The sequence below is a fragment of the Lentzea sp. NPDC005914 genome, assembly GCF_040629405.1.
GTDB lineage: Bacteria > Actinomycetota > Actinomycetes > Mycobacteriales > Pseudonocardiaceae > Lentzea.
On sequence record NZ_JBEXVQ010000001.1, the window covers coordinates 370,642 to 393,477 of the forward strand.

The 22,836-nt window shown below is 70.3% G+C and carries 21 protein-coding genes; 11 read left to right on the top strand and 10 right to left on the bottom strand.

All coding sequences use genetic code 11. The features are described from left to right. Positions 1-26: 26 nt before the first annotated feature. Both ABZ345_RS01545 and ABZ345_RS01550 read right to left on the bottom strand, forming a co-directional pair. Positions 27-1,136: an ArgE/DapE family deacylase gene (locus ABZ345_RS01545; protein WP_359841785.1), complete on the bottom strand. Its 1,110-nt coding sequence runs from the start codon at positions 1,134-1,136 to the stop codon at positions 27-29. Next, positions 1,133-2,134: a pyridoxal-phosphate dependent enzyme gene (locus ABZ345_RS01550; RefSeq protein ID WP_359841787.1), complete on the bottom strand. Its 1,002-nt coding sequence runs from the start codon at positions 2,132-2,134 to the stop codon at positions 1,133-1,135. The genes ABZ345_RS01545 and ABZ345_RS01550 overlap by 4 nt, the downstream gene beginning before the upstream one ends. Before the next feature lie 98 nt (positions 2,135-2,232). On the opposite strand from ABZ345_RS01550, the gene ABZ345_RS01555 reads away from it, so the two are divergent. The 5 genes from ABZ345_RS01555 (at position 2,233) to ABZ345_RS01575 (ending at position 7,860) form a co-directional block, all read left to right on the top strand. Further along, complete coding sequence (locus tag ABZ345_RS01555) at positions 2,233-2,463, top strand: hypothetical protein (RefSeq protein WP_045316190.1); 231 nt, start codon at positions 2,233-2,235, stop codon at positions 2,461-2,463. A gap of 296 nt (positions 2,464-2,759) precedes the next feature. Next, positions 2,760-3,341, top strand: a complete 582-nt coding sequence (locus ABZ345_RS01560) for a TetR family transcriptional regulator (protein WP_359841789.1) — start codon at positions 2,760-2,762, stop codon at positions 3,339-3,341. Then, positions 3,331-3,804: a DUF6653 family protein gene (locus ABZ345_RS01565; protein ID WP_359841791.1), complete on the top strand. Its 474-nt coding sequence runs from the start codon at positions 3,331-3,333 to the stop codon at positions 3,802-3,804. Before ABZ345_RS01560 ends, ABZ345_RS01565 begins: the two co-directional genes overlap by 11 nt. Before the next feature lie 58 nt (positions 3,805-3,862). Beyond that, positions 3,863-5,854, top strand: coding sequence for an NAD-dependent DNA ligase LigA (gene ligA / locus ABZ345_RS01570; RefSeq protein ID WP_359841793.1), 1,992 nt, complete (start codon positions 3,863-3,865; stop codon positions 5,852-5,854). A 974-nt stretch (positions 5,855-6,828) separates the two neighbouring features. Continuing rightward, positions 6,829-7,860 (top strand): glycoside hydrolase family 88 protein, encoded by a 1,032-nt coding sequence (locus tag ABZ345_RS01575; protein ID WP_359841795.1) that lies wholly within the window; start codon positions 6,829-6,831, stop codon positions 7,858-7,860. Positions 7,861-8,037: 177 nt separating this feature from the next. Here the strand turns inward: ABZ345_RS01575 and ABZ345_RS01580 are convergent, their stop codons facing one another. Continuing rightward, complete coding sequence (locus ABZ345_RS01580) at positions 8,038-10,629, bottom strand: LuxR C-terminal-related transcriptional regulator (RefSeq protein WP_359841797.1); 2,592 nt, start codon at positions 10,627-10,629, stop codon at positions 8,038-8,040. Positions 10,630-10,683: 54 nt separating this feature from the next. Then, on the bottom strand, positions 10,684-10,908 hold the full coding sequence (locus ABZ345_RS01585) for a hypothetical protein (RefSeq protein ID WP_359841799.1): 225 nt from the start codon (positions 10,906-10,908) through the stop codon (positions 10,684-10,686). A 150-nt stretch (positions 10,909-11,058) separates the two neighbouring features. On the opposite strand from ABZ345_RS01585, the gene ABZ345_RS01590 reads away from it, so the two are divergent. Genes ABZ345_RS01590 through ABZ345_RS01600 form a run of 3 tightly spaced genes read left to right on the top strand, consistent with a single transcriptional unit; the run spans position 11,059 to position 13,978 of the window. Continuing rightward, a complete protein-coding gene (locus ABZ345_RS01590; RefSeq protein ID WP_359841801.1) occupies positions 11,059-12,063 on the top strand; it encodes a hypothetical protein in 1,005 nt (334 codons plus the stop codon). After that, entirely contained in the window at positions 12,060-12,731 is a 672-nt protein-coding gene (locus tag ABZ345_RS01595) for a hypothetical protein (protein WP_359841803.1), read from the top strand. Before ABZ345_RS01590 ends, ABZ345_RS01595 begins: the two co-directional genes overlap by 4 nt. Then, complete coding sequence (locus tag ABZ345_RS01600) at positions 12,728-13,978, top strand: MFS transporter (RefSeq protein WP_359841805.1); 1,251 nt, start codon at positions 12,728-12,730, stop codon at positions 13,976-13,978. The genes ABZ345_RS01595 and ABZ345_RS01600 overlap by 4 nt, the downstream gene beginning before the upstream one ends. Here ABZ345_RS01600 and ABZ345_RS01605 read toward each other — a convergent pair. Continuing rightward, positions 13,944-14,429 (bottom strand): potassium channel family protein, encoded by a 486-nt coding sequence (locus ABZ345_RS01605; RefSeq protein ID WP_359841807.1) that lies wholly within the window; start codon positions 14,427-14,429, stop codon positions 13,944-13,946. The genes ABZ345_RS01600 and ABZ345_RS01605 overlap by 35 nt on opposite strands. Further along, positions 14,426-14,911 (bottom strand): DUF1269 domain-containing protein, encoded by a 486-nt coding sequence (locus ABZ345_RS01610; protein ID WP_359841809.1) that lies wholly within the window; start codon positions 14,909-14,911, stop codon positions 14,426-14,428. Before ABZ345_RS01610 ends, ABZ345_RS01605 begins: the two co-directional genes overlap by 4 nt. 119 nt (positions 14,912-15,030) lie before the next feature. Between ABZ345_RS01610 and ABZ345_RS01615 the strand changes: the two genes are divergently transcribed. Together ABZ345_RS01615 and ABZ345_RS01620 are read left to right on the top strand one after the other, a co-directional pair. Continuing rightward, on the top strand, positions 15,031-15,447 hold the full coding sequence (locus ABZ345_RS01615; protein ID WP_359841811.1) for a hypothetical protein: 417 nt from the start codon (positions 15,031-15,033) through the stop codon (positions 15,445-15,447). After that, the gene (locus ABZ345_RS01620; RefSeq protein ID WP_359841813.1) at positions 15,447-16,457 is read left to right on the top strand and encodes an AI-2E family transporter; all 1,011 of its coding nucleotides are present in this window, start codon (positions 15,447-15,449) and stop codon (positions 16,455-16,457) included. The genes ABZ345_RS01615 and ABZ345_RS01620 overlap by 1 nt, the downstream gene beginning before the upstream one ends. Here ABZ345_RS01620 and ABZ345_RS01625 read toward each other — a convergent pair. Both ABZ345_RS01625 and ABZ345_RS01630 read right to left on the bottom strand, forming a co-directional pair. Continuing rightward, positions 16,399-17,784: an alpha-amylase family glycosyl hydrolase gene (locus tag ABZ345_RS01625; protein WP_359841815.1), complete on the bottom strand. Its 1,386-nt coding sequence runs from the start codon at positions 17,782-17,784 to the stop codon at positions 16,399-16,401. The two genes, ABZ345_RS01620 and ABZ345_RS01625, sit on opposite strands and share 59 nt — an antisense overlap. Continuing rightward, positions 17,781-20,336, bottom strand: coding sequence for a glucosidase (locus ABZ345_RS01630; protein ID WP_359841817.1), 2,556 nt, complete (start codon positions 20,334-20,336; stop codon positions 17,781-17,783). Before ABZ345_RS01630 ends, ABZ345_RS01625 begins: the two co-directional genes overlap by 4 nt. A gap of 120 nt (positions 20,337-20,456) precedes the next feature. Between ABZ345_RS01630 and ABZ345_RS01635 the strand changes: the two genes are divergently transcribed. Then, entirely contained in the window at positions 20,457-21,299 is an 843-nt protein-coding gene (locus tag ABZ345_RS01635; protein ID WP_359841819.1) for a patatin-like phospholipase family protein, read from the top strand. On the opposite strand, the gene ABZ345_RS01640 is transcribed toward ABZ345_RS01635, so the two are convergent. Next, positions 21,293-22,210 carry a peptidoglycan-binding protein gene (locus ABZ345_RS01640; RefSeq protein ID WP_359841820.1) on the bottom strand — a complete coding sequence of 306 codons (918 nt, stop codon included), beginning with the start codon at positions 22,208-22,210 and terminating at the stop codon, positions 21,293-21,295. The genes ABZ345_RS01635 and ABZ345_RS01640 overlap by 7 nt on opposite strands. 10 nt (positions 22,211-22,220) lie before the next feature. Next, positions 22,221-22,745 carry a response regulator transcription factor gene (locus ABZ345_RS01645; protein ID WP_359841822.1) on the bottom strand — a complete coding sequence of 175 codons (525 nt, stop codon included), beginning with the start codon at positions 22,743-22,745 and terminating at the stop codon, positions 22,221-22,223. Between the last annotated feature and the right edge of the window lie 91 nt (positions 22,746-22,836).

Genomic DNA, 22,836 nt, shown 5'->3' on the forward strand with positions numbered 1-22,836 from the left:
GATCTCGCGCGGCTGTCTCGCGGATTTCAGCCGCAGAATTCGGTGATCGTGCTGGTCAGGACGTCGGTGAGGCGGTCGAGGGAGGCCAGGTCGACGTGTTCGGTGGCCGCGTGGGCACCGGCGCCGTCGACGCCGAACAGCAGGCAGGGGATGCCGGCCTGGTCGAGCAGGGCGCAGTCGGTCCAGAACGGCTCGGCGCGGATGACCGGTGGCGCGCCGAGGCAGGAGATGAGCGTGCGGACGATCTCGGCGTTCTCGTCGGCCTCGAACGGGTTCCTGGCGAGGCCGCGGGTGAGGGTGGCGGCGAAATCCGGGACCGTGGCGGTGAGGTGGTCGAGGATCTCGGTCAGTTCGGCCTCGACGAGGTCCGGGGTCTCGCCGGGGACCGTGCGGCGTTCGAGGGTGATCTTGCAGCTCGACGGGTAGGTGGACGCCTCCTCGCCGCCGCTGATCAGTGACGCGTGGACGGTGCCCCTGCCGAGCAGGTGGTGGTGGGTGGCGGGGGTCAGTTTCTCCAGCGCCACGAGGAAGTGGCCGGCTTTGGCGATGGCGTCGATGCCGAGCTCCGGTCGTGAGCCGTGAGCGGCCCTGCCTTGGATCGCGACGTCGAACCAGACGAAACCCTTGTGCGCCAGCGTGACTTCGAGGTGGCTGGGTTCGGTGACGATGGCGGCGTCGGCGGTGAACTCGGCCAGGACCTCTTCTGTGCCTTCGCTGCCGTACTCTTCGTCGGCGACGCACGCGACGATCACATCGCCTTTGAGAGGCCGTGTGGTGGCTCTGGCGGCGGCGACCATCATCGCTGCCACGCCGCCCTTCATGTCGAACGTGCCGCGGCCGAACATCTTGCCGTCCTTGATCTCCGGCCGCAGCGGGTCGCCGTCGTAGTTCGCGGTGCCGACGGTGTCGATGTGGCCGTTGAGCATCAACGACTTGCCGCCGCCGGTGCCTTTCCTGATCGCGACGAGCGAGGGTCTGCCCGGGCGTTGCTCCAGGCGGTGGACCTCGAAGTCGTTGCGCTTGAACCATTCGGTGCAGAAGTCGGCGATGGCCGACTCGCCGTTGCCGCCGGGGACGAGGTCCGGGTTGACCGAGTCGATGGCGATCAGCTCGGCCAGCAGGTCACGCGGGTTCACTCGGTGTCTCCCTGAGGGTTGGCTGCCTGGCCTTCGGTGCTGATCAGCACGACGGTGTTCAGTTCGCCGAGGTCCTCGCGGATGGCGCGGAGTCCGGCGAGCGGTGCGGCACCGCACGGTCCGGAGTGGACGTTCTGGTCGTGGAGGTCCTTGAGGGCTTTGGCGCAGTCGGCGTCGGAGATGGCCACGGCGGCGTCCACGCCGTTGCGCAGGAACGGCCAGGCGGTGGTGGAAGGGGTGCCGCAGTTGAGCCCGGCCATGATCGTGTCGCTCGTCGGGACGGTCCTGAGTTCGTCTGCTTTCAGGCTTTCCAGGACGCAGGCGGCCGTCTCGGGTTCGACGGTCAGGATCTTCGTCCTGGAGTCGCGGCCGCGGTAGTGGGTGATCACGGCCTGGGCGAACGAACCCACGCCCACCGGGACGACGACGAGGTCTGGGTCTTCTTCGAGCTGCTCGTCGATCTCGGCGCACAGCGTGCCGTAGCCCTCGACGATCCAGGCCGGGATCTCCTCGTAGCCGGGCAGGCCCATGTCCTGGACGAGAATTCCGTCGGCCTTGGCGGCCATGGCGACCGCGTCGTCGTAGGTGCCGTTGACGAGGGTGACTTCCGCTCCTTCTGCTTTGATGGCTTCGACGGCGTGCGGATGGACGTTGTGCGGCACGAAGATGTGCGCTTTCTGGTGGAAGATCCGGGCCATTCGGGCGACCGCGCGGCCGTGGTTGCCGTCGGTCGCGGTGGTCAGGGTCATCTGTCCGATTTGGTCTTTCAGCACCAGGTGCACCGCCCAGGACGCGCCGAGAGCCTTGAAAGCGGGCAGTCCGAGCCGGGAGGATTCGTCCTTGACGAACACCCGGCGGACTCCGAGCTCCGTCGCGAGGGCCGGGAGCTCGGTGAGCGGAGTGGGCGCGTAGCCGGGAAGTCGCGCGTGGAAGTCCCGCACGCCGGTGGGCGCGGGCGGGCACCTCCAGGCGGGGGCGTCTGGCCGCAAGAACTTCATGAGCACCAGCGTGCGGCGGTACCGATCGTCGGTCCAGCGCATGTTTTCGATCTGTATCGGTGGAAGAATCCGATCAATCGGTCTGGAGGAGGTGCCCGGTGACCGAGGAGGAACTGATCGTCGAGTTCGCGCTGACCCGCCTCGACAACCCCGGACTCGACCTGGAGGAGGTCGCCGCGCTGGTGGTCCGCAGGGTGGGGCCGGAGCGCATGCTCGAGTTCGCGGGGCAGACCCTCGCGCACCGCGACGAGCTGCGGGGAGCGGTGTTCCCGGCGGCCGTCGAGTACGTGCTGCGGGTGGTTCTGACGTTGCGAGGCCCGCGCGACTAGCGGTGCGTCTGGGGACGTCGGCGAGGTGATTCATACTCGGCAGGGCGCCTCGTGGCACCGCCTTCGCGCCCCCGTACGGCTGCGGTGTGAGGGGTGTGGGGCGGCCGCCCGATGCACTCGTCTGGCCGCGAATTCCGTCGCCAACGTTGCGGGGTCCTCGCGGCTTGGGCGCGTTCCGGAACGTATGAGGGCGCGGGGCGGCAGCGCGATGCACCCCGTTCTAACCGCGAATTCCGCAGGCAACCTTCCGGGCCACACCACTGGTGTTCGCTGAACATTTGTTCAACACTCTGAACATGCGTTCAGATCTGACGGCGCGCGCTCGCATCCGGGACGCCGCCCTGGCCCGTTTCGGCGCCGACGGCGTGCCCGGGACGTCCGTGCGGGCGGTCGCGGCCGACGCCGGGGTGTCGGCGGCGCTGGTGCTGCACCACTTCGGGTCGAAGGACGGGTTGCGGCAGGCGTGCGATGAGTACGTGCTGGACGGGTTCTCCTCCGAGGGTGATCTCGGGGAGGTGCTGCAGGCCGCCACCCCGGTCCGCCGCTATCTGGCCCGGTCGCTGCTGGACGGCACCGCGAGCGCGTCGGCCCTGTTCGACTCGATCGTGGCGCGCACCGAGGACTGGCTGGCCGGGGGAGAGGCCGAGGGGTGGGTGCGGCCTTGCTCTGACGCGCGCGCTCGGGCCGTGACGTATGTGTCTTGGCTGTTGGCGCCGCTTGTGCTGGGGCAGCAGGTAGGTCGGTTGCTCGGGGGTGATCCGGCCGAGACCGGGGTCGCCGTCCGGGGTGCGGTGGCCGGTCTGGAGATGCTGACGCACGGGCTGTTCGCCGACGACCGGTTCCTGACGGCTTACTCGGAGGTCCACAATGGACGTTGAGGTCGTTGCCCGGTTCTTCCGCATGGACGACGAGGCGTGGCGCCGGCACGCGAACCCGTGGAGCGTGTGGACGCGGTTCGCGGCGATTCCGGCGATGCTGCTCGCGATCTGGAGCCGGGCGTGGATCGGCTGGTGGTGCCTGGTGCCGGTGTTCCTGGTGGTCGTGTGGCTGATCGTGAACCCGCGGGCGTTCCCGCCGGTCGACGAGCCTCGCGGGTGGACCGAGCGCGGCATCTACGGCGAGCGGGCGTGGCTGGAGAACAGGGACGCCGTGCCGCCGGACCACCGGTCGGTGCTGCGGATGCTGATCGCCCTGGGCTCGGTGGGCTTCGCGTTGATCACGTGGGGAATGGTGGCGCTGGAGGTGTGGCCGACCGTGTCCGGAGCGGCACTCGTGGTGGTCGCGCAGCTGTGGCGGATTGACCGGTTCGGGTGGCTCTGGGAGCGCGTGAACAGGGCTTGAGCGCCGCTCGATCGTGACTGCACGGGAATTGTCAGTGCTGGCCGGTACCGTCCATCCCATGAGTGCTGGGGACCGGATTCAGGAGCTCGCCGCGCGGATCGTGGAGCTGCGCGACGCGTACTACCAGGGCGCGCCGCTGGTGGCCGACGCGGAGTACGACGCGGTGGAGGACGAGCTGCGGGCGTTGATCGCGGAGCACCCGAAGCTGACGCCGAAGGACAACCCGCTCGACCACGTGGGCGCGCCGTCGGTGCTGCACGCGCCGGTGCGGCACTCACGGCCGATGCTGTCGCTGGAAAAGGCGAACAAGCCCGAACAGGTCGAGGCGTTCTTCGCCCGGTTCCCCGGTCAGCCCGTGGTCGTCATGCCCAAGCTGGACGGCCTGTCCCTGGCCCTGGTCTACGAGAACGGGCGGCTGACGCGTGCCGTCACCCGTGGCGACGGCACGACGGGCGACGACGTCACCTTCCTCACGCGCGCGCTGTGCGACGGCGTGCCGGACAAGGTCGAGGCGCCGGGCCGGGTCGAGGTGCGCGGCGAGTGCGTGATGCTGCGCTCGACGTTCAACACCTACAACGCGGCGCATCCCGACAAGCCGTTGATCAACCCGCGCAACGCGGCCGCGGGCACGCTGCGCGCCAAGGACCCGAAGGCCGTCGAGGGCCGGCGCATGCAGTTCTTCGCGTTCGACCTGACCACCGAGCCGGAGAGCGCCGACTCCGACCTCGACGCGGGCCTGCGCAAGCTCGGCTTCAGCGTCGCGGAGATGAGCCACTGCTCGTCCGCCGCGGAGGCCCAGAAGCTGATCGACGGCATCGAGACCGCGCGCAACGAGCTCGACTACGACCTCGACGGCGCCGTCCTGCGCCTGGCCAACCGCGACGCGTTCGCCGCCGCCGGCACCCGTTCCAGTTCGCCGCGCGGTGCCATCGCCTACAAGTTCGCCGCCGAGGAGAAGACGACGGTGCTCACCGACGTCGTCTGGGACGTGGGCAAGACCGGCAAGATCGCCCCGGTCGCCTGGCTCGAGCCCGTCTTCGTCGGCGGCACCACGGTCACCCGCGCCACCCTGGCCAACCAGGAGGTCATCCGCTCGCGCGGCATCAAGATCGGCGACACCGTCCTGGTCCGCCGCGCGGGCGACGTGATCCCGTTCGTGGCGGGCGTGCTGGACGAGTCCAAGCGCACCGGTGCCGAGCGCGAGATCGTCCCGCCCGCCGACTGCCCGTCCTGCGCCCAGCCGCTGACCGAGCAGGGCAACAGCCGCGAGCTGTTCTGCACCAACGCGGTCTGCCCGGCCCAGACCGTGCGCCGCCTGATCCACTGGTCCTCCCGCGCCGCCGCGGACATCGACGCGATCGGCCAGGTGTGGATCGAGCGCCTCGCCGAGACCGGCGACCTGGTGAACCCGTCCGACTTCTACACGCTCACCAAGGAGCGCCTGCTGGAGTTCGACCGGGTGGGCGAGATCTCCGCGACCCGCATGATCGAGTCCATCGACCGCAGCCGCTCGGTCGGCCTGCGCCGAGCCCTGATCGGCCTCTCGATCCCGATGGCGTCCGAAGGCACCGCCGCCCGCCTGTGCCGGGCGGGTTTCGGTTCCCTGGAGGAGGTCGCCGACGCGGGAGTCGAGAAGCTCGTGGCGGTGGAGGACATCGGCGCGAAGGTGGCCGAGTCCCTGACCGCCCACCTGGCCCGCCTGCGCCCGGAGATCGAGCGCCTGCGCGAACGCGGCGTCTCCCTCGAGGTCCGCGAGGAGGACCTGCCGCCCAAGGTCGTGGCCGGCGCCCCGCTGGACGGCAAGTCGGTCGTCATCACGGGTTCGATCAGCGACCCGCGTTCCGGCGAGAAGGTGACCCGCCCGACCTTCCAGAAGATGTGCGAACGCGCCGGAGCCACCGCCGCGTCCTCGGTGTCCGCGACGACGGACATGCTCATCACCGGCGCCGGTGTGGGCGCGAGCAAGCTGACGAAGGCGGAGAAGCTCGGCGTCGAGGTGGTCGACCAGGGCGAGATCTGGAAGGTGCTGATCGACGCCGGCGTCGCCTGACGTGCAAGACGCCCTCAGGCCGCCGTCGGGGGGGACAGGTGACGGCCTGAGGGCGAGTACGTGACGGTCGGTGCGGCGGTCGCCTCTCGGCGAGGGGCTCGACGCGGTACCAGCCGAACGGTCTTCCGCGAAGGCTGTTCAGGTGAGGCCCGGGGGACACGGACCGCACCGACCATCTTGTTCAACGGTGCCCGGATCCTGTTTGTTTCCAAGGGGTCTGTGGGGCCGCTCACCGTTGGCGGGCATTCGGTGGTGAACTGCCCTGCCCCCAGGCCGTCGTCGGGGGAGAACGCGACGGACTGGGGGCAAGTGCGGGAGGCTCCCAGGCCACCGTTGGGGGGATGCGGAGGCCTGGGAGCGAGCTCAGGTGCGCTCACGGCTGTGAGCGTGGTGGTGCGGGAGGCCCTCAAGCCGTCGTTGGGGGAGGCCACGACGGCCTGAAGGCGAGTTGAGATGGTCGGTGCGGCGGGTCGCCTCTCGGCGAGGGGCTCGACGCGGTACCAGCCGAACGGTCTTCCGCGAAGGCTGTTCAGGTGAGGCCCGGGGGACCTGGACCGCACCGACTATCTCGTTCAACGGTGCCCGGATCCTGTTTGTTTCCAAGGGATCTGTGGGGTCCCTCACCCCAGGCCGGGTGTTCAGTTGTGCGATGCCCCCAGGCCGTCGTCGGGGGAGGCCACGGCGGCTTGAGAGCGAGCTGAGATGGTCGGTGCGGCGGGTCGCCTCTCGGCGAAGCGCTCAACGCGGTACCAGCCGAACGGTCTTCCGCGAAGGCAATGAGGTGAGGCCCGGGGGACCAGAACCGCACCAACCGTTTCGTACAACGGCCGTACCCCCTGAGGTGTTTCCAGGTGATCTGTGTGGTCGCTCACCACCACCAAGCCCGTACCGGAATATCAAGAAACTCTGGTCCTGCAGGGCACTCGCCAGCTCTAATGGACGCGGCGCCGCCGACGTCACAGGTTGGAGATCTGATGGTGAGGCGGCGTTCGTTCCTGCTCGGCGCAACAGCTCTGCCCCTGGCCGGCACCGGGACAGCCCACGCGGGGACGGCCCAGGCGCTGGCCGGTCCCCTCGACGCGGGCCGTGCGGCCGCGGACTACTGGATCCGCACGCAGAGCCTGGGCGGCAACGACTGGCAGGACGCGACCCTGCACAGCGGTGTGATGGCCCTCCACCGGGCCACGAAGGACACCAGGTACCGCGACTACACCCTGAGCTGGGCGAACCGGCACAACTTCGGGCTCAAGAGCTCGAGCGGCAACCCTCACTTCGCCGACTACCAGGCAGCGGGTCAGGCCTACCTCGACCTGTACGCGGACAACCCGGAACCCCGCCGCCGCGCGGCCATCGTGCGGGAGATCGACGCCACGATCGCCACCGGGAGGGTCGACTACTGGTGGTGGGTCGACGCGCTGCACATGGCCATGCCGATCTTCGCGCGGCTGAACAAGGCCGACTACGCCGATCGCCTCTACCGCTGGACCCGCCAGCGCCTGTGGAACGACGGGCTGTGGTGGCGCGACAGCAAGTTCGTCGGCAAGAACATCTACTGGTCGCGCGGCAACGGCTGGGCCATCGCGGCGCTGGCGAAGGTCCTGGAGGTCCTGCCGCAGAACTCGCCCTACCGAGCGGGCTACCTGGCCGACTTCCGCGCCATGGCGGCGGCCATCACCAAGGTTCAGCGCGCCGACGGCTTCTGGAACGTCAACCTGGGCGACCCGAACAACTATCCGGGCCCGGAGACCAGCGGCACGGCGTTCTTCACCTACGGGCTGGCGTGGGGCGTCAGGTCCGGCGTGCTCAGCGCGGCCACCTACCGGCCCGTGGCCATGAAGGCCTGGGACGGGATGCTGCGCACGGCTCTGCAGTCCAGCGGCCGGCTCGGGTACGTCCAGGGCATGGGCCAGCAGCCGTCCGACCACCAGCCCGTCGGCCGCAACGACACCGCGAACTTCAGCGTGGGCGCGTTCCTGCTCGCCTCCTCGGAAGTGTCGAAGATCTGAAGGCGTGGCGGCACCACACCCGGTCGTGCGCAGCACAAAGCAACGCACGGCCGGGGGTGCCGTTCACACGGAAGGAAACCTCGCTGGTGGCGAGTGAGACGAGCCGGGCGAGAAGTGTCGGCGGGCCCGCGTGGATCAAGTGTGGGCCTGGAGAGCCGGGCAGCCCAAGGGGCCAAACTAGATGAGACCTAGTCGCCGGGCCGCGAGCACGGCGTCTCGGCGCTGGTTCACGCCGAGCTTGCGGTAGATGCCGCGCAGGTGCGTCTTCACCGTGTTGACGGAGACGAACAGCGAGTCGGCGATCTCCTCGGTGGTGCGCATGGACGGCAGTTCGATGAGCAGGTCGCGTTCCCGGCTCGTCAGCACGTCCGTGTGCGCGGTCGACGCGGCGGGCAACGCTGTCATCGTGGTGGTGGCGAAGGATTCCAGCTTGCCGAACCGGCCGGCACCCCGGGCCAGCAGGTCGCGGATCGGCTTGCCCGCGTTGAGGAACGGCCGGAGCACGCCGACCGGTTCCGCGGCGGCCAGTGCTCGAGTCACGGCCTCGTGGGCACGGCGCTGGTCGCCGGTGCGGTCGACGAGAGTCGCCTCGAGCAGCCAGCCGTCCACGACGGTCGGTACGGCGACGGCGGGAAGGTCGCCGGACAGCAGCGGCCCGACGATCTTGCGGGCCTGGCTCACGCGGGAGTGGTGGCTGTGCACGACGGCGCTGAGCACCGCCTGCTCGCCACATGGGCCGAACATCGCCTCGACCTGGTCCGGCATGGCCGTCGCCCACTGCTCGTCGCCCGTCCGCAACGCGATGCGCTGCACGGCCGCCGCGATGTGTGCGATCACAGGTGGAATCACCTGACGTTCGGCCACGTCCTGCCACAGCGCGCGGACGCGGCCGACCACCGCCCGCGGATCGCCCGCAGCCGGGAACGACACGGCGGCATCCAAAGTGGACACCGCCAGCCCGGTCGCGGGATCGGGACGATCGCCCAGCGCGCGCACCGCTCTGCCCGCGAGATCCACCGCGCGTTCGTCGTCCAGCCGCAGATACGCCTCCACGCCGAGCAACGCGTAGGCCAGCGTGCACACGAAATGTGTCTGCCAGCCCCGTTCCTCGGCGAACGAGAGGGCTTCACCCGCCTGCCTCGCCGCGCCCCGAATGTCGCCCGTCGCACTGGTCAGCGCCGCCAGATGGACCTGGCAGTCGAGGACCGCGTGGTCGAACCCCTCCTGGCGCGCGATCGCCGCCGCCCGCAGCAGGTCGTCCTCCGCGCCCGTGCGGTCACCGGACAGCAGCGCCGCCACGCCGCGGTTGAGCAACGCGGTGACCTCGGCGTCGGGGCCACCGTGCCCGGACACGGTGCGCGCCATCACCCGCAGCGCGTCACTCAGGTGCGCGTCGAACCGGCCACGGCGCAACAACGCGGCCGCGTGCAGGACCCGCACCCGGTCCTGCCGCAGCACCAGCAGTTCGCCGCCGAGGCCCGCCAGCACCCGGTCGGCGGCTGCCAGGTCGCCCGCGTCCATCGCCACGAGCGCGGCCACCACCCCGACCTGAGGCCGGGCGAGCACGTGGCCGGGCACCGCGCCGAACACGGCCCGCAGGCCCGCGCTGCCCTCCCGCAGCACCTCCGGCAGCACGGAGTGCTCGACGATCTCGGCCGTCAGCTGGTCGTCTCCGGCCCTCAGCGCGTGGGGCAACGCCAGCGCGGGCTGGGCGTTGCGGTGGTACCAGTGGGCCGCCCTCTGGTGGAGCGAGGTTTCATCGGCGGGACGGGACCTGCGCAGCTCCGCGGTCAGGTGTGCGCGCAACACCGGATGGCAGCGGTACCACTCCGGAGCGGTGTCGAGCCTGCTGACGAACGAGTTGGTGTGCTCCAAGGCGTCGAGCACCAGGCCGGGACTGGGATGGCGGGACAGCTCCCCGGCGAGATCGGCGCTCACGGCGTCGCACACGCTGGTCGCGACGAGCAGGTCGCGCACCCGCTGCGGGTGACGGCCGAGCACCTCCTCGCCGAGGTAGCGGCTCACGACCTGGTCCAGGCCCTCGAACATCAGCAGGTCGTCCGGCCGCGCCTCCGTCGTGCACAGGCGCATGACCGCGAACCGCAGACCGCCGATCCAGCCCTCGGTGCGCTGGAGCAGCAGACCGACGTCGTCCCCGGAGAGCTGCAGGCCGTGTGCCGTCAGCAGCGCTTCGGTCTCGGCGCGGGTGAACGAGAACTCGTGCGGCGGCACCTCGCGCAGCCGTCCCTCCAGGTGCAGGCGCGCGAGGTGCAGTTGCGGGGGAAAACGGCCTAGCAGCACGAGACGTAGCCGGTCAGGTGGCTGCCTCAACAAGAGGTCGATGCTCGCGAGCGCGTCCGGGTCGCGGATCTCGTGCACGTTGTCCAGCACCAGGCAAACGGACGCAGGCGCCTGGTCGAACGCCGCGATGACCGCGGAGGAGAAACCCGGCTCGGACAACGGAGTCGCTTCGGAGAGCGCGAGAGCGTCGCGCACGGCCGAACGCAGCCTCGCTGGTCTGTTGTCGTGCTCGTCGAGCGTGAGCCAGGCGATCCGGTCCCCGCGGCGGCGCGCCCACTCGGCGAGCAGCGTGGTCTTGCCGCAGCCCGCGGGGCCGGTGATCACGGTGACCGGCGCGGACGACACGTGATCGTCCACTGTGGATAGCAGGTGCTCACGCGACACCAGTGGTGTCGCCGACGCCGGCACGCGCAGCTTGGCCTGGCTGGTCTCGGAACCGGACGGGTCGCACTCCGAACTGTCGGACATTGTGCTTAGTCTCCCGATGAAGTTGTCGAGGCATGATCGCGTGATCGAACCGCATCACCCCGAAGGCGGGCAGGCGGACTCGATGTCCTTGTCAGGAAGGGAAATCAGCACCAGTCCTCGGCCGAGCACGCCCATCAGCCGCGGCAGCAGGCTGAGAGCGGCGAACACGCCGGTGGGTGGTCTGCAGTCCTCGTCCGGGCTGGTGACGACCACGGTGAGGAACACGGCCACGGCCAGTACGATGCGCCGGGACCGGGAGCGGTCGGGCTGACGGCTCAAGATCGGTCACCTCCTCCGCGTCCCGAGGCTGCTCCTGCACGTGTGCACCCGGCCTCCCCCGCGCAGGGCGGTAACGGCACGGGTGGTGGCAGGGGGATCACCTGCGCCGGGTGAAGCAGCGGCTCGTCCCGCCCGCCGAATCTGTGCCTCATGAGCTGCCGACTTGCGTTGCGTGATCTCGTGGACGTGGTGCACCCCGCCCGTCCCGTCGCGTCCGTGTACCTGGGGTCGAGTCCGTTGCGGGGATGGCGGGCGCGGTGGGTGCGGCTGGCCGACCAGCTGCGGTGCGACGGCGCGGGAGCCGAGCTGGTCGACACGGTGGGCGAGGTGCTGGCACGGGCCCGCACCGCCTACCCGTCGGCCGACACGCTCGTCGCGTTCGCCGGCGAGGAGCTGCCGGCGCGCGTCTTCCACACGCCCGGCCTGCGCCACCTGGACCTGGCGTGGTTCAGCTCGCCCGCGCACGTGCTGCCGTTGCTCGCCTGGCTGCAGGAACGCCCGGCGCGTGTGGCGATGACCGCCGGACGTGACAGCGCCGAGCTGGTCGCCGGGGACGCGCGCCGCGTGGTGCTCAGCTACCCGGCGCCGTCGTGGCGCCAGGGGGTCCGGTCCGCCGCGGCCGCGTGCGCCGAGATGCTCGACCGCCACGAGGCGAGGCTGCTGGTGGTCGCGGGGGAGGACGAGGTGGTGGGCGCGTTGTGGGAGGCGCTGCCCGCCCCCGTCCGCCGCGACGTCGTCGTCCGCTGGACCGGCGAGGACCTGTCGCCGAGCCGCGTCGCCGCCGAGACGCTGGCCGCCTCCCGGTCGTGGACCGAGGGAGTGCTCGACGACTTCAACTCGCGGGGGCGAACCCGGCAGCTGTCCGTGGAGGGGGTGGACGACACGATCGGCGCGCTCGCCGAGGGCAGGCTGGAGGACCTGTTGGTCGGCTACCCGGAGGACGTCACGGCCACCGCCTGGTACGGCCCGTCCCCGACCGACGTCGCTCGCGACTGGTCACCTGCGCGCCGTTGCGGCCTGCTCGCCGACGTGGCCGTGCGTGCCGCGCTGCTCAGCGACACCCGTGTGCACGTGATCACGTCCGGCACGTCCTCTGCACCACTGGACGACATCGGCGGTCTGTGCCGGGTGCCGCTCGCGCTGGTGCGGTCATGACGGCCGAACTGGTGCCGCTGCGGGTCGGCTTCGACGTCGCGTGGCTCGGCTATCGGCGTGACCAGGTCCGGTTCTTCGTCGACGCGGTGGAACGCGACGTCGAGCTGCTGGCCGCGGACCGCGACGCCGCCGAGGCCCGAGCGCTGTCGCTGGCGCGCAACCTCGAGGCGGCCCGCAAGGAGAACGACGAGCTGCGCGACCGGCTCGAGCGGATGTGCCGCCGCCCGTTGTCCCCGGACTCCGTGGGCGAACAGCTCCGGCACGCGGTGGACTCCGCGCTGGCCCACGCGGCCTCGATCGCCGAACGGGCCGGCGCCACCCACGCCGAGCACCGCGAGCTGCTCACGACGACCCGCGCGCAGATGACCCGGCTCGCCCGTGACGGAGAGGCCCGCCGCCGCACGCTCGACGAGGCGGCGGACCGGCGCCGGGCACGGGCCGCGGAGGACTTCGAGCTCGCGCTGGCGTTGCGGCGCAAGGAGACCCTGCGGGACATCCACGTCATGGAGCAGACCGCGCGGGAACGGGCCGCCCGGATGGTGGGCGACGCGGCGCGGCAGGTCGAGGTGCTGCACGAACACAGGGACCACGTGGCCGACGTGCTGCGGACGGTGCACGCGCTGCTGGGCAAGGCGGCCGAGCACCTGTGCACGGGTGACGGCCGGTGAAGATCCTTCCCCTGGCACTGGCCCAGTTCATCGCGAGCTACGCGGCCACGAACATGAATGTGGCGATCAGCACGATCGCGGACGACCTCGGCACCACGATCGCCGGTGTTCAGACGACGATCACGCTGTTCACCCTCGTCATGGCCGCGCTGATGGTGCCGGGCAGCAAGCTCACCGACATCTGGGGCCGCCGCCGGTGTTTCGTCGTGGGTCTCGCGATCTACGGCGCGGGCGCGCTGCTCGCCGCCCTCGCCCCCGGACCCGGCCTGCTGCTGGTCGGGTACGCGGTGCTCGAGGGCGTCGGGTCGGCGTTGATGATCCCGCCGATCTACATCCTCGTCACCGCGCTCGCCACCGAGAAGGCGCAGCGGGCGCGCTGGTTCGGGATGGTGAGCGGCGCGGGCGGGCTGGGTGCCGCGGCCGGGCCGTTGCTGGGCGGGCTGGTCACGAGCGCGTTCAGCTGGCGGGCCTCGTTCCTGCTGCAGGTGCTGGTGGTCGCCGTGATCATCGTGCTGGCGCGTGGACTGCCGAAACCGCAGACGCACCACCAGAAGTTCGACCTGCTGGGCGCGGTGCTGTCCGGCGCGGGCATGGCTCTCATCGTGTTCGGCCTGCTGCGCACCACGTGGTGGTTCGCCCTCTTGGGCGCCGCGGCGCTCGGCCTGTTCGCCTGGCACATCAGGAGAACCGAGAACCCGCTGTGCAACCCGAAGCTGTTCCGCGACCGGACGTCGAACCTCGGCCTGGGCACCCAGCTGATCCAGTGGCTCGTGCTGCAGGGCACGTTCTTCGTGCTGTCCGTGCACCTCCAGCAGACCGAGGGACTGAACGCGATCGAGACCGGCCTCGCCCTGCTGCCCGCCACGATCGGCATGCTCGTCACGTCGGCGCTCGCCGGAAGGCTCGCCCGCAAGCACCCGCAGAACAGGTTGATCCGCGCGGGCTTCCTGCTCACCGTCGCCGGCACGCTCCTGGTCCCCCACGGGCTGTTCCTGATCGGCGCGGGCATCGGGATCATGCTGACCGCGTCGGTGAACGTCGTGCAGTCGCGCTGGCCCGACGACGAGCAGGCGGACGTGTCCGGCGTGTCGCGCGCGGTCTCCAACCTCGGCTCCTCGCTGGGTGTCGCGCTGGTCGGCTCCGTCGCCGACCAGCGCGCCGCGCTCATGCTGCTCATCCTGTTCGGGGCAACGGGATTCGTGCTGGCGCTGTTCATCCGGAACGACGCCGCACAGCCACGAGGATGACCTTCAGCGCCACCCCCAGCACGAGCAGGTCACCGATCATCTGCACGGTGACGATGACGCGTGCCAACGGGGAAACCGGCACGACGTCACCGAACCCGACCGTCGCGAACACCGTGACGACGAAGTAGAGCGCGTCCGTGCGACTCAGATCCGCGTTGAAGCTGCCGGGCTGATGCCGTGCCAGCAGGAAGCACGCGTTGGCGAACATCAGCAGGAACAACGGGAGCACGAGCGCGAGCGCCTGCACACCCTGCCACCGCGGGCGCGACGACCGTGCGATCAGCCGCACCTGCCACCACAGCACCGCGACGACCAGGAGCAGACCAGAGACCAGCCGGAGAACGGCATGTCCGTTCTCCGGCTGGTCCATCGGAAGGCGGTAGTAGACCAGCAACAGCACCCCGACTGTCGTCACCGGCCGCACCACCGCCGCGATCACCCCGCGGCTCAAGCTGTGAAGGTCTCCTTCAGCAGCTTCTCCTGCGCCGACGAGAGGTTCGTGGTGATCAGCTTCGCGCCGGTCTGCCTGAACTCGTCGGCGACCCGGTCGATCACCGCGTTCTCGGACATGACGAACAGCGCCGACGTGCCGGGCGTGACGCTCTCCCGGACGTCGCGGACGAAGTTGTCGTCGATGCCCGCCTTCGAGAGCGATCCCGCGAGGGCACCGACACCGGCGCCGATCGCGGCGCCCAGCACCGGGATGAAGAAGATGAGCCCGAACAACAGGCCCCAGAACGCGCCACCGAGCGCGCCCGCGCCGGTGAGCTTGCCGAGCTCCTTGGTCTTCGGTCGTTTCGCGTCCAGCTCCCAGTACACGTACGCCGTGTCGCGGATCGTGATCAGCTGCTGGTCCTGGAGCTTGCGCAACAGGTCGAGCGCGGAGTGCGCCCCGTCTGCGGTGTCGAACTTCCACACGGTCAAAGTGGCCATGACCGAAACTCTGCGAGACGCCGCACGCCGCGGTCCTCACCCGTGACGGGTGAAGATCCGTGCGGGCAGCCGGTGCCACCGTTGCCGCACAACCTCTACAGCGAGACAACGGAGGCACGATGCGGGAAACAGGCTGGCTCGGCTGGATCTGGTTCGCGGGCATCATGATGATCGTCATGGGCTCCTTCAACGCCATCGAGGGACTGGTGGCGTTGTTCCGCGGTGAGTACTACGTCGTGACCGAGCAACAGGTCCTCGTCTTCGACATCACCGCGTGGGGCTGGATCACCCTTCTGATCGGTGTGCTGGTGGCGCTCGCGGGCGCCGCGCTGCTCGCCGGTGCCGCGTGGGCCAGGGTGGTCGCCGTGGTGCTCGCGGTCGTGAACGCGGTGGCGCAACTGGCCTTCGTGTCGATCCACCCGCTGTGGTCCACGATCGTCATCGCCCTGTGCGTGACGGTGATCTGGGCGGTGGTCGTCCACGGCGCGGACGCGGACACGACGTCCGACCGGCTTGAACAGACACACCACCATTGATGCCACGCGCACTCACGATCCTGCTCGGTGGCGCGGCCGCGGTCGTCGTGGTCACCGGTGTGCGGGCGATCGCGTGGCTGGTGGCGCCGGCGATGCTGGCGTTGCTGGTCGTGATCGCGGTCAGCCCCGCGCACCGGTGGCTGCGCGGCCGCGGCGCGCCGCCGTGGCTGGCGACCAGCGTCGTGGTCCTGCTCGTCTACGGCGTGCTCGGGGTCGTCGCCGTGACGGTTGCCGTGTCCGGCGCACGCCTGGTCGCGATGGTGCCCGAGTTCGCGCACCACGAGTTGGTGGTGCGGGCCGAGCGCGCGCTCGACGGCATCGACCGCGGCAGGCTCGTCGGGGCGATCGGCGGACTGCTGACCGACCTGACGAGCCTCACCACGAGCCTCGTGTTCCTGTTGGCGCTGCTGCTGTTCCTCGGGGTGGAGGTGAGCTCGGCGAACGCCAGGCTGACCGAGATCGCGATGGACCGGCCGCAGCTGCGCGAGGGGCTCACGGAGTTCGTTCGCCGCACTCGTCGCTACATCCTGGTGACGACGGTCTTCGGGCTCGTCGTGGCGGCGCTGGACACGGTGGCGCTGGCGTTGCTCGGCATCCCGCTCGCCTTGCTGTGGGGCGTGTTGTCGTTCGTCACCAACTACATCCCCAACATCGGGTTCGTGCTCGGGGTGGCGCCACCGGCCGTGCTCGCACTGCTGCAGCACGGCCCGCGCAAGGCGCTGGCCGTGCTGGCGTTCTACGGAGTGCTGAACTTCGTGGTGCAGTCGCTGATCCAGCCCCGGTTCACCGGGGACGCCGCCGGGTTGTCGGCCACCGTCACGTTCCTGGCCCTGGTGTTCTGGGCCTGGGTGCTCGGCCCGCTCGGCGCGTTGCTGGCGGTGCCGCTCACCGTGCTGGTGAAGGTGCTGCTGGTCGACGCGGACCCGGCGGCGGGATGGGCGGCGGCGCTGCTCAGGCCGCCACGAAAAGATGACATTCCCACGGCCCCAGCTCCACGTACAGCGGACTGACGGGCTCGTGGACCGCACCACCGTCGAGGAGGTCGGTGAACCTCTCCTGCCAGCCCACGGGCAGCAGCCCCTGCGCTCGCTGGCCGGAGAAGTTCACCACCACGACGTGCCGGGTGCCGTCGGCGGTGATCCACTCCCAGGCGAGCAGCCGTTGGCAGGACTGGTTGTCCGGCCAGCCCTCCGCCTCGATCAGCGACCAGTCGCCGCGGCGCACCCCGTGGTCGGCCACGATCGCGAGCAGCCACCGGTACCAGGCGGCCAGGTCGTCGTCGAGCGGCTCGTCCGGGCGCCGGGCCAGGAACACCGGCGGCCGCACGCGCCTGCCCTCGAACTGGCCCTCGTGCCACAGCGTGGCGCCGGGCAGCGTGGCGATCATCAGCGCGGCCGCCTTGGCGGCCTCGGGGCCGAGCTCGCTGAGGATGCGCGGCTCGTCCTGGTTCTCCAGGAACCGCAGCAGCCGTGACTGGTAGACGGGATCGGCCCGAAGGTGGTCGCGCACTCCCTGCACGTCCTGGCCGACGATCCGGTCGTAGAGCCGTTTGTCGTAGCAGAAGTTGAAGCCCTGCAACTGCAGCGCCCACTCCATGTCCCAGTACGCCTCGGCGATCAGCACCGTCTCCGGGTGCTGGGCCCGCAGGCCGCCGATCACCTCGGGCCAGAAGTCGAGCGATGGTGGCGTTTTGTTCCACGTGCGGGCGAAGACCTCGTTGGTGACGAGCATCGCCATGTCGCACCGGATGCCGTCGCAGCGGGCGGCGACGCTCGCGAGTGTCATCGTGGCGGCGGTGCGCAACGCGGGCGAGAAGGCGTCGAGCTGCACGACGTCCGGCCACGCGGGGAAGTACGGGTCACGCCCGAGCTCGAGCTCACCGTTCTCCGCGCGCACGAAGAACTCCGGGTGCTCGGTCACCCACGGGTGGTCCGGCGCCACGTGGTTCGGCACGTAGTCGAGCACCAGCCGCACACCGCGCGCGGCCAGCTCGGCACGTGCCCTGGCCAGTCCTTCGTCGCCGCCGAACTCCTCCGCCACGACGTAGCGCCGCACGCAGTACGGCGACCCGAGCACGTCCTCCGCGCGCAGATCGGGCAGCGCCTCGTGGAACGACGCCCGCAGGCCGGGGTGCGCGTTCGCCATCGCCAGACCCAGCGTGCTGCGTTCCCACACGCCCATCAGCCACACCGCGTCGACTCCCGCGGGTGTCACGGCGTGCCACGCTGACGACGGGATGTCGGCGAGGGTGACCGGACGCCCGGCGGCACGGGAGAGCTCACCGAGCCACACGGCGGTGTTGATCTCGTAGATCACCGGTGCCTCCGGCCAGCTCATCGCGTCACCACCTGGGGGAGAAGGGCGACGAGCGCGGTCCACCCGGTCTGGTGGCTCGCACCGAGACCGGCGCCGTTGTCGCCGTGGAAGTACTCGTAGAACAGCGGCAGGCCGCGCCAGTGCGGGTCCTGCGCGTACCGCGTCTGTCCACCGTGGACCGGACGCCGGCCGTCCACGCCCTGCAGGAACGTGTCGAGCAGCCGTTCGCCGAGGTCGCGCGCCACCTCGCGCAGCGTCAGGTACCGGCCGGACGCGGTGGGGCACTCGACGGTGAAGCCGTCGCCGAAGTACTCGTGCAGGTGCAGCAGAGCGCGGATCACCAGCGCGTTGATCGGGAACCACACCGGACCGCGCCAGTTCGAGTTGCCGCCGAACATCCCGTTGTCGGACTCGGCGGGCAGGTAGCCGACGCGGTGCTCGACCCCGTCCACGACGATCACGTACGGGTGCTCCTCGTGCCAGCGCGACAGCGATCGGATGCCGTGCGGGCCGAGGAACTCGCGGTCGTCGAGCATCCTCGCGAGGATGCGGCGCAGGCGGCTCTCGTCGAACAGCGAGAACAGCACGGGCCCGGTCGCGTCGGCCTGCGCGCCGTGCCCCCACAGTGCCGCGCGCACCGCCGGATGCCGATCGAGGAACTCGCGCATGCCGCCGACCAGTTCGGGATGGTCGCGCCGCACCTCAGCGCTGATCACGGTCGCCGCGGCCAGGGGCAGCAGGCCTACGGCGGACCGGACCTTCAACGGTGTGGCGCGACCATCCGGATGCCGCAGCACGTCGTAGAAGAAACCGTCGTCCTCGTCCCAGAGGCCGCTGCCGACGTGGCCGGTGGCAGCGGCGATCCAGGCGAGGTTCTCCATCAACGTGGCGGCGTGCTCCAGGTACGCGGGGTCCTCCTTGCCGAGCTCCAGGGCCATCTGGACGAGGTTCTGGCAGTACAGCGCCATCCACGCGGTGCCGTCCGCCTGGTCGATGTGCCCGCCGGTCGGCAGCGGCGCGCTGCGGTCGAACACCCCGATGTTGTCCAGGCCGAGAAACCCGCCCTGGAACAGGTTCCTGCCGTCGGCGTCCTTGCGGTTGAGCCACCAGTCGAAGGTGCGCAGCAGAGGGTGGAACACGCGCGTGAGGAACGCCCTGTCGCGGTCGAGCTGGTAGACGTACCACGCCGCCCACGCGTGAACGGGCGGGTTGACGTCGCTGAAGTTCCACTCGTAGGCGGGGATCTGGCCGTTCGGGTGCAGGTAGCGGCGGGTGAGCAGCAGCTCGATCTGCTTCTTGGCGAGCTCCGGGTCGACCATGGCCAGCGGGACGGCGTGGAAGGCGAGGTCCCAGGCGGCGAACCACGGGTACTCCCACTTGTCGGGCATGACGATGACGTCCTCGGCGAGGAGGTGGCGCCAGTCCTCTGTGGACATCAGCGGGTCCACGCCCCGTTCGGTGAGCCAGCGCTCGACGTCGAAGGCGTAGTACTGCTGTGACCACAGCAAACCCGCGAGCGCCTGACGGCACACCAGTCGTTCGTCGCTGCGGGGATCGCCGCCGAGGACGTCGTCGTAGAAGTCGTCGGCCTCGTCACGTCGCTGGGTGATCGTGGCGTCGAAGTCCGCGAACGGGTCGGCGGTGCTGCTCGCGGTGAGCCGGACCCGGACGGTGGCGCTTTCTCCGGCGGGGACGCGGAACTCGTGGTGTGCGGCGGCCTTCGTGCCGACACCGTCAGGGGCGACGGTCTGCTCGCCGTGGATCACCGCGCGTTCGATGCCGTCCTTGACCAACGGGGTGGGGTTGGGGGAGCCGAACACGCGCTCGTTGTCGGTCTCGTTGTCGGTCACCAGAATCGGCACCGGTTGCTCCACGTACCACCACCACGTCCCGAGCTCGGCGTGCTCGGCGCGAACCGTTCCGGGAGCGCAGGTGTGCAGCGAGGGCACGCGTTCGCCGCCGGCCCACGACCAGGTGTGGCGGAACCACAAGGTGGGCAACACGTGCAGCGCGGCTTCCTCCGGCCCGCGGTTGTGGGCGGTGACGCGCATCAGCACGTCCTCGGGCCCCGCCTTGGCGTACTCGACCTCGACGTCGAAGTAGCGGTTGTCGTCGAACACGCCGGTGTCGAGCAGCTCGTACTCGGGCTCGTTGCGGCTGCGCACGGCGTTGGTGTTCGTGATGTCCTCGTACGGGAACTTCGCCTGCGGGTACTTGTAGAGCATCCGCAGGTACGAAGCCGTCGGGGTGGCGTCGAGGTAGAAGTAGCACTCCTTGACGTCCTCGCCGTGGTTGCCCTCGCCGTTGGTGAGACCGAACAACCGCTCCTTGAAGATCGGGTCCGTGCCGTTCCACAACGCCAGTGCGAGGCACATCCGCTGCCGGTCGTCGCTGAACCCCGCCAGCCCGTCCTCACCCCAGCGGTAGGCGCGATAGCGGGCCTGGTCGTGGGTGAAGGACTCCCAGACGTCGTCGTCGCCGAACGCCTCCCTGACCGTGCCCCACTGCCGTTCGCTCAGATACGGCCCCCACCTTCGCCACGGACCGGCCTCCGCGAGCCTCTGCTTCTCCACGTCGCCACCTCTCGTCTCCGGCTGTTTCCCCAGGCTGGTACGGAGATCGCGCGCGCGGGTCACCCGTTGCGGATGAATTGGCCACTGGTGGCGGGCCGGTCGTGAGGCGAGGATGACGGGATGGTGGCCGCGTTCGTGTTCGCGGGCGGAGGCAGTCTGGGCGCGGTCGAGGTGGGCATGCTGGCCGCTCTGGGCGCGGGCTCCGTTCAACCGGATCTCGTCGTCGGCACGTCGGTCGGCGCGGCGAACGCGGTGTGGTTCGCCGCCAACCCGTCCGATGTGGAGGGTCTGGCGGCCCGGTGGACCTCGTTGTCGCGCACCGATGTCTTCCCGCTGCGGCCGGTGCGCGGGCTGCTGGGGTTGTTCGGCTTCCGCGACCACCTCGTGCCGAACTCGGCGTTGCGCCGTCTGCTGGAACGGTCGCTGGGCGACTTGGATCTCAGCCGCACCCGAGTGCCCGCTCACGTTGGTGCGACCGACGTGCTGTCCGGGGCGGAAGTGCTGCTCTCCAGCGGGTCCGCGGTCGACGCGGTGCTCGCGAGCACCGCGATCCCCGGGGTGTTCCCGCCGGTGGAACTGGGCGGGCGCTACCTGATGGACGGCGGCACGGTGAACAACACCCCGGTCTCGCACGCGTTCGACCTCGGCGCCGACCAGGTGTGGGTGCTGCCGACGGGGTACGCGTGCGCGCTGACGTCACCGCCGCGCAGTGCCCTGGGCGTCGCGCTGCAGGCGTTGACACTGCTGGTGAACCACCGGCTCACGCTCGACGTCGCGCGCTACGGTTCCGCGGTGCGGGTCGTGCCCGCGCTGTGCCCGCTGGATGTGTCACCCGGCGACTTCAGCCATTCGGGCTCGCTCATCTCGGCCGCGTACTCGAGCACCCGCGCCTGGCTCGCGGCCGGATGCCCGGAAGGTCCCGCGCACACGTGCACGGGACCTTCCGGTGATCTGGATCAGTAGAAGCAGCCCGTCCTCGGCAGCGACGACGGCGCGGGAGGCGTCCGCCCGTCGTAGATCGCGAGCAGGAAGTTCTGCGGGCAGTAGGACGTCCCGCTGATCTTGATCGCGATGTGCAGGTGCGGGCCGGTCGAGTTGCCGGTGTTGCCCGTGGTGCCGACCCGGTTCCCGGCCTGCACCGCCTGGCCGTTCGAGACCGACCACGCCGAGAGGTGGCAGTAGATGTAGTCGACGCCGCTCTTGACGATCCTCAGGCCGTTGCCGCAGCCGCTGGGCTCGCTGATGCGGTACGCGGTGCCGCTGACCATCGCGTACGCCGGGACGGTGTTCACCGGCAGGTCGATGGCGGGGTAGTCGTGGTGCGGGTCGTCGTACTCGCTGCGCGGCAGGGCACTCTTGGCCAGCGGCAGGCTGTAGGAGCCGCCACCGGACGACGGCGTGCCGCCGACGAGGGTCTGCCAGGTGTTCGGGCCGACGACGCCGTCGGCGGACAGGCCCTTCGAGCTCTGGAACGCGACGGCGGCGTTGTGCGTGCCGCCGCCGAAGTCGCCGTCGACGGTCAGGCCGTAGCCGTAGCGGTTGAGCTGGACCTGGGCGGCGCGCACGGCCTCGCTGTTGTTGCCGCGCTGCACGCTCACGATCAGCTTGGGCCAGGTGTTCGGGCCGATCTGACCGTCGGACGACAGGCCGTTGGCGCTCTGGAACTGCTTGACCGCCGCTTCCGTGCCCGAGCCGAAGTCGCCGTCGGCCGAGATGTTGTAGCCGCGGTGGCGCAGCAGGTGCTGGGCGCTCAGCACGACCGCGCCGGACGCGCCGATCTTGACGTTCGGCCAGGCCGGTACCGCTGCCTGGGCCGGGCTGACCAGTCCTATCAGGACACCGAGGGACACCAGGGCGGCGACGAGGATTCTCATGCCAGGCACGCTAGGAATGCAGGGGGACCGGACGCCCTAGTCGCGAGACCAGTTGTGTGCGGTCGCGGCAGCCGAACTTCCGCAGCAGGTTCGAGACGTGGAACTTGACCGCGCTGACCGTGATGAACATGGCGGCCGCGATCTCCGCGTTCTCCCAGCCCTCGGCCACCAGCCGCAACGTCTCGCGTTCGCGCAGGGTCAGCGACGCCGGCGGGGGTGGAGGCAGCAGCGAGGACACGAGCCGGGGCGAGACCCAGCCGCCGAACGCGTGCACGTCGTGGATCGCGCGCACGATGTCGTCCAGCGGGTCGTCGGCCAGCACCAGCCCGGTGACGCCCGCCTGCACCAGGGGATCCACGGCGGCGAGGGAGGTCAGGACCGCGACGGTCCGCGGCCCGGCGGCATCGGCGGCGTCGACGACCGTCACGTCGGCGGGAGTGCCTGGGTCAGCCCATCGCAGGACGGCCAGGCGTGAGGAGATCTTGTTCGCCAGCAGGGCGCTGCGCAGAGACAGCGCGACATGGATTGTCCGCACATGCCGAAACAGTTGGCGGAGGGCCGTATTTCCGCGTATCGGCTGCGTATAACGCCTGGTCGTTGTTACCGTTCCCGCCGGGCTTGGGGGA

Coding starts and splice junctions, on each gene's coding strand:
- ABZ345_RS01550 (WP_359841787.1), bottom strand. CDS start 2,134: ATGAAGTTCTTGCGGCCAGACGCCCCCGCCTGGAGGTGCCCGCCCGCG.
- ABZ345_RS01560 (WP_359841789.1), top strand. CDS start 2,760: ATGCGTTCAGATCTGACGGCGCGCGCTCGCATCCGGGACGCCGCCCTG.
- ABZ345_RS01565 (WP_359841791.1), top strand. CDS start 3,331: ATGGACGTTGAGGTCGTTGCCCGGTTCTTCCGCATGGACGACGAGGCG.
- ligA (WP_359841793.1), top strand. CDS start 3,863: ATGAGTGCTGGGGACCGGATTCAGGAGCTCGCCGCGCGGATCGTGGAG.
- ABZ345_RS01575 (WP_359841795.1), top strand. CDS start 6,829: ATGGTGAGGCGGCGTTCGTTCCTGCTCGGCGCAACAGCTCTGCCCCTG.
- ABZ345_RS01580 (WP_359841797.1), bottom strand. CDS start 10,629: ATGTCCGACAGTTCGGAGTGCGACCCGTCCGGTTCCGAGACCAGCCAG.
- ABZ345_RS01590 (WP_359841801.1), top strand. CDS start 11,059: ATGAGCTGCCGACTTGCGTTGCGTGATCTCGTGGACGTGGTGCACCCC.
- ABZ345_RS01595 (WP_359841803.1), top strand. CDS start 12,060: ATGACGGCCGAACTGGTGCCGCTGCGGGTCGGCTTCGACGTCGCGTGG.
- ABZ345_RS01610 (WP_359841809.1), bottom strand. CDS start 14,911: ATGGCCACTTTGACCGTGTGGAAGTTCGACACCGCAGACGGGGCGCAC.
- ABZ345_RS01615 (WP_359841811.1), top strand. CDS start 15,031: ATGCGGGAAACAGGCTGGCTCGGCTGGATCTGGTTCGCGGGCATCATG.
- ABZ345_RS01620 (WP_359841813.1), top strand. CDS start 15,447: ATGCCACGCGCACTCACGATCCTGCTCGGTGGCGCGGCCGCGGTCGTC.
- ABZ345_RS01625 (WP_359841815.1), bottom strand. CDS start 17,784: ATGAGCTGGCCGGAGGCACCGGTGATCTACGAGATCAACACCGCCGTG.
- ABZ345_RS01635 (WP_359841819.1), top strand. CDS start 20,457: ATGGTGGCCGCGTTCGTGTTCGCGGGCGGAGGCAGTCTGGGCGCGGTC.
- ABZ345_RS01640 (WP_359841820.1), bottom strand. CDS start 22,210: ATGAGAATCCTCGTCGCCGCCCTGGTGTCCCTCGGTGTCCTGATAGGA.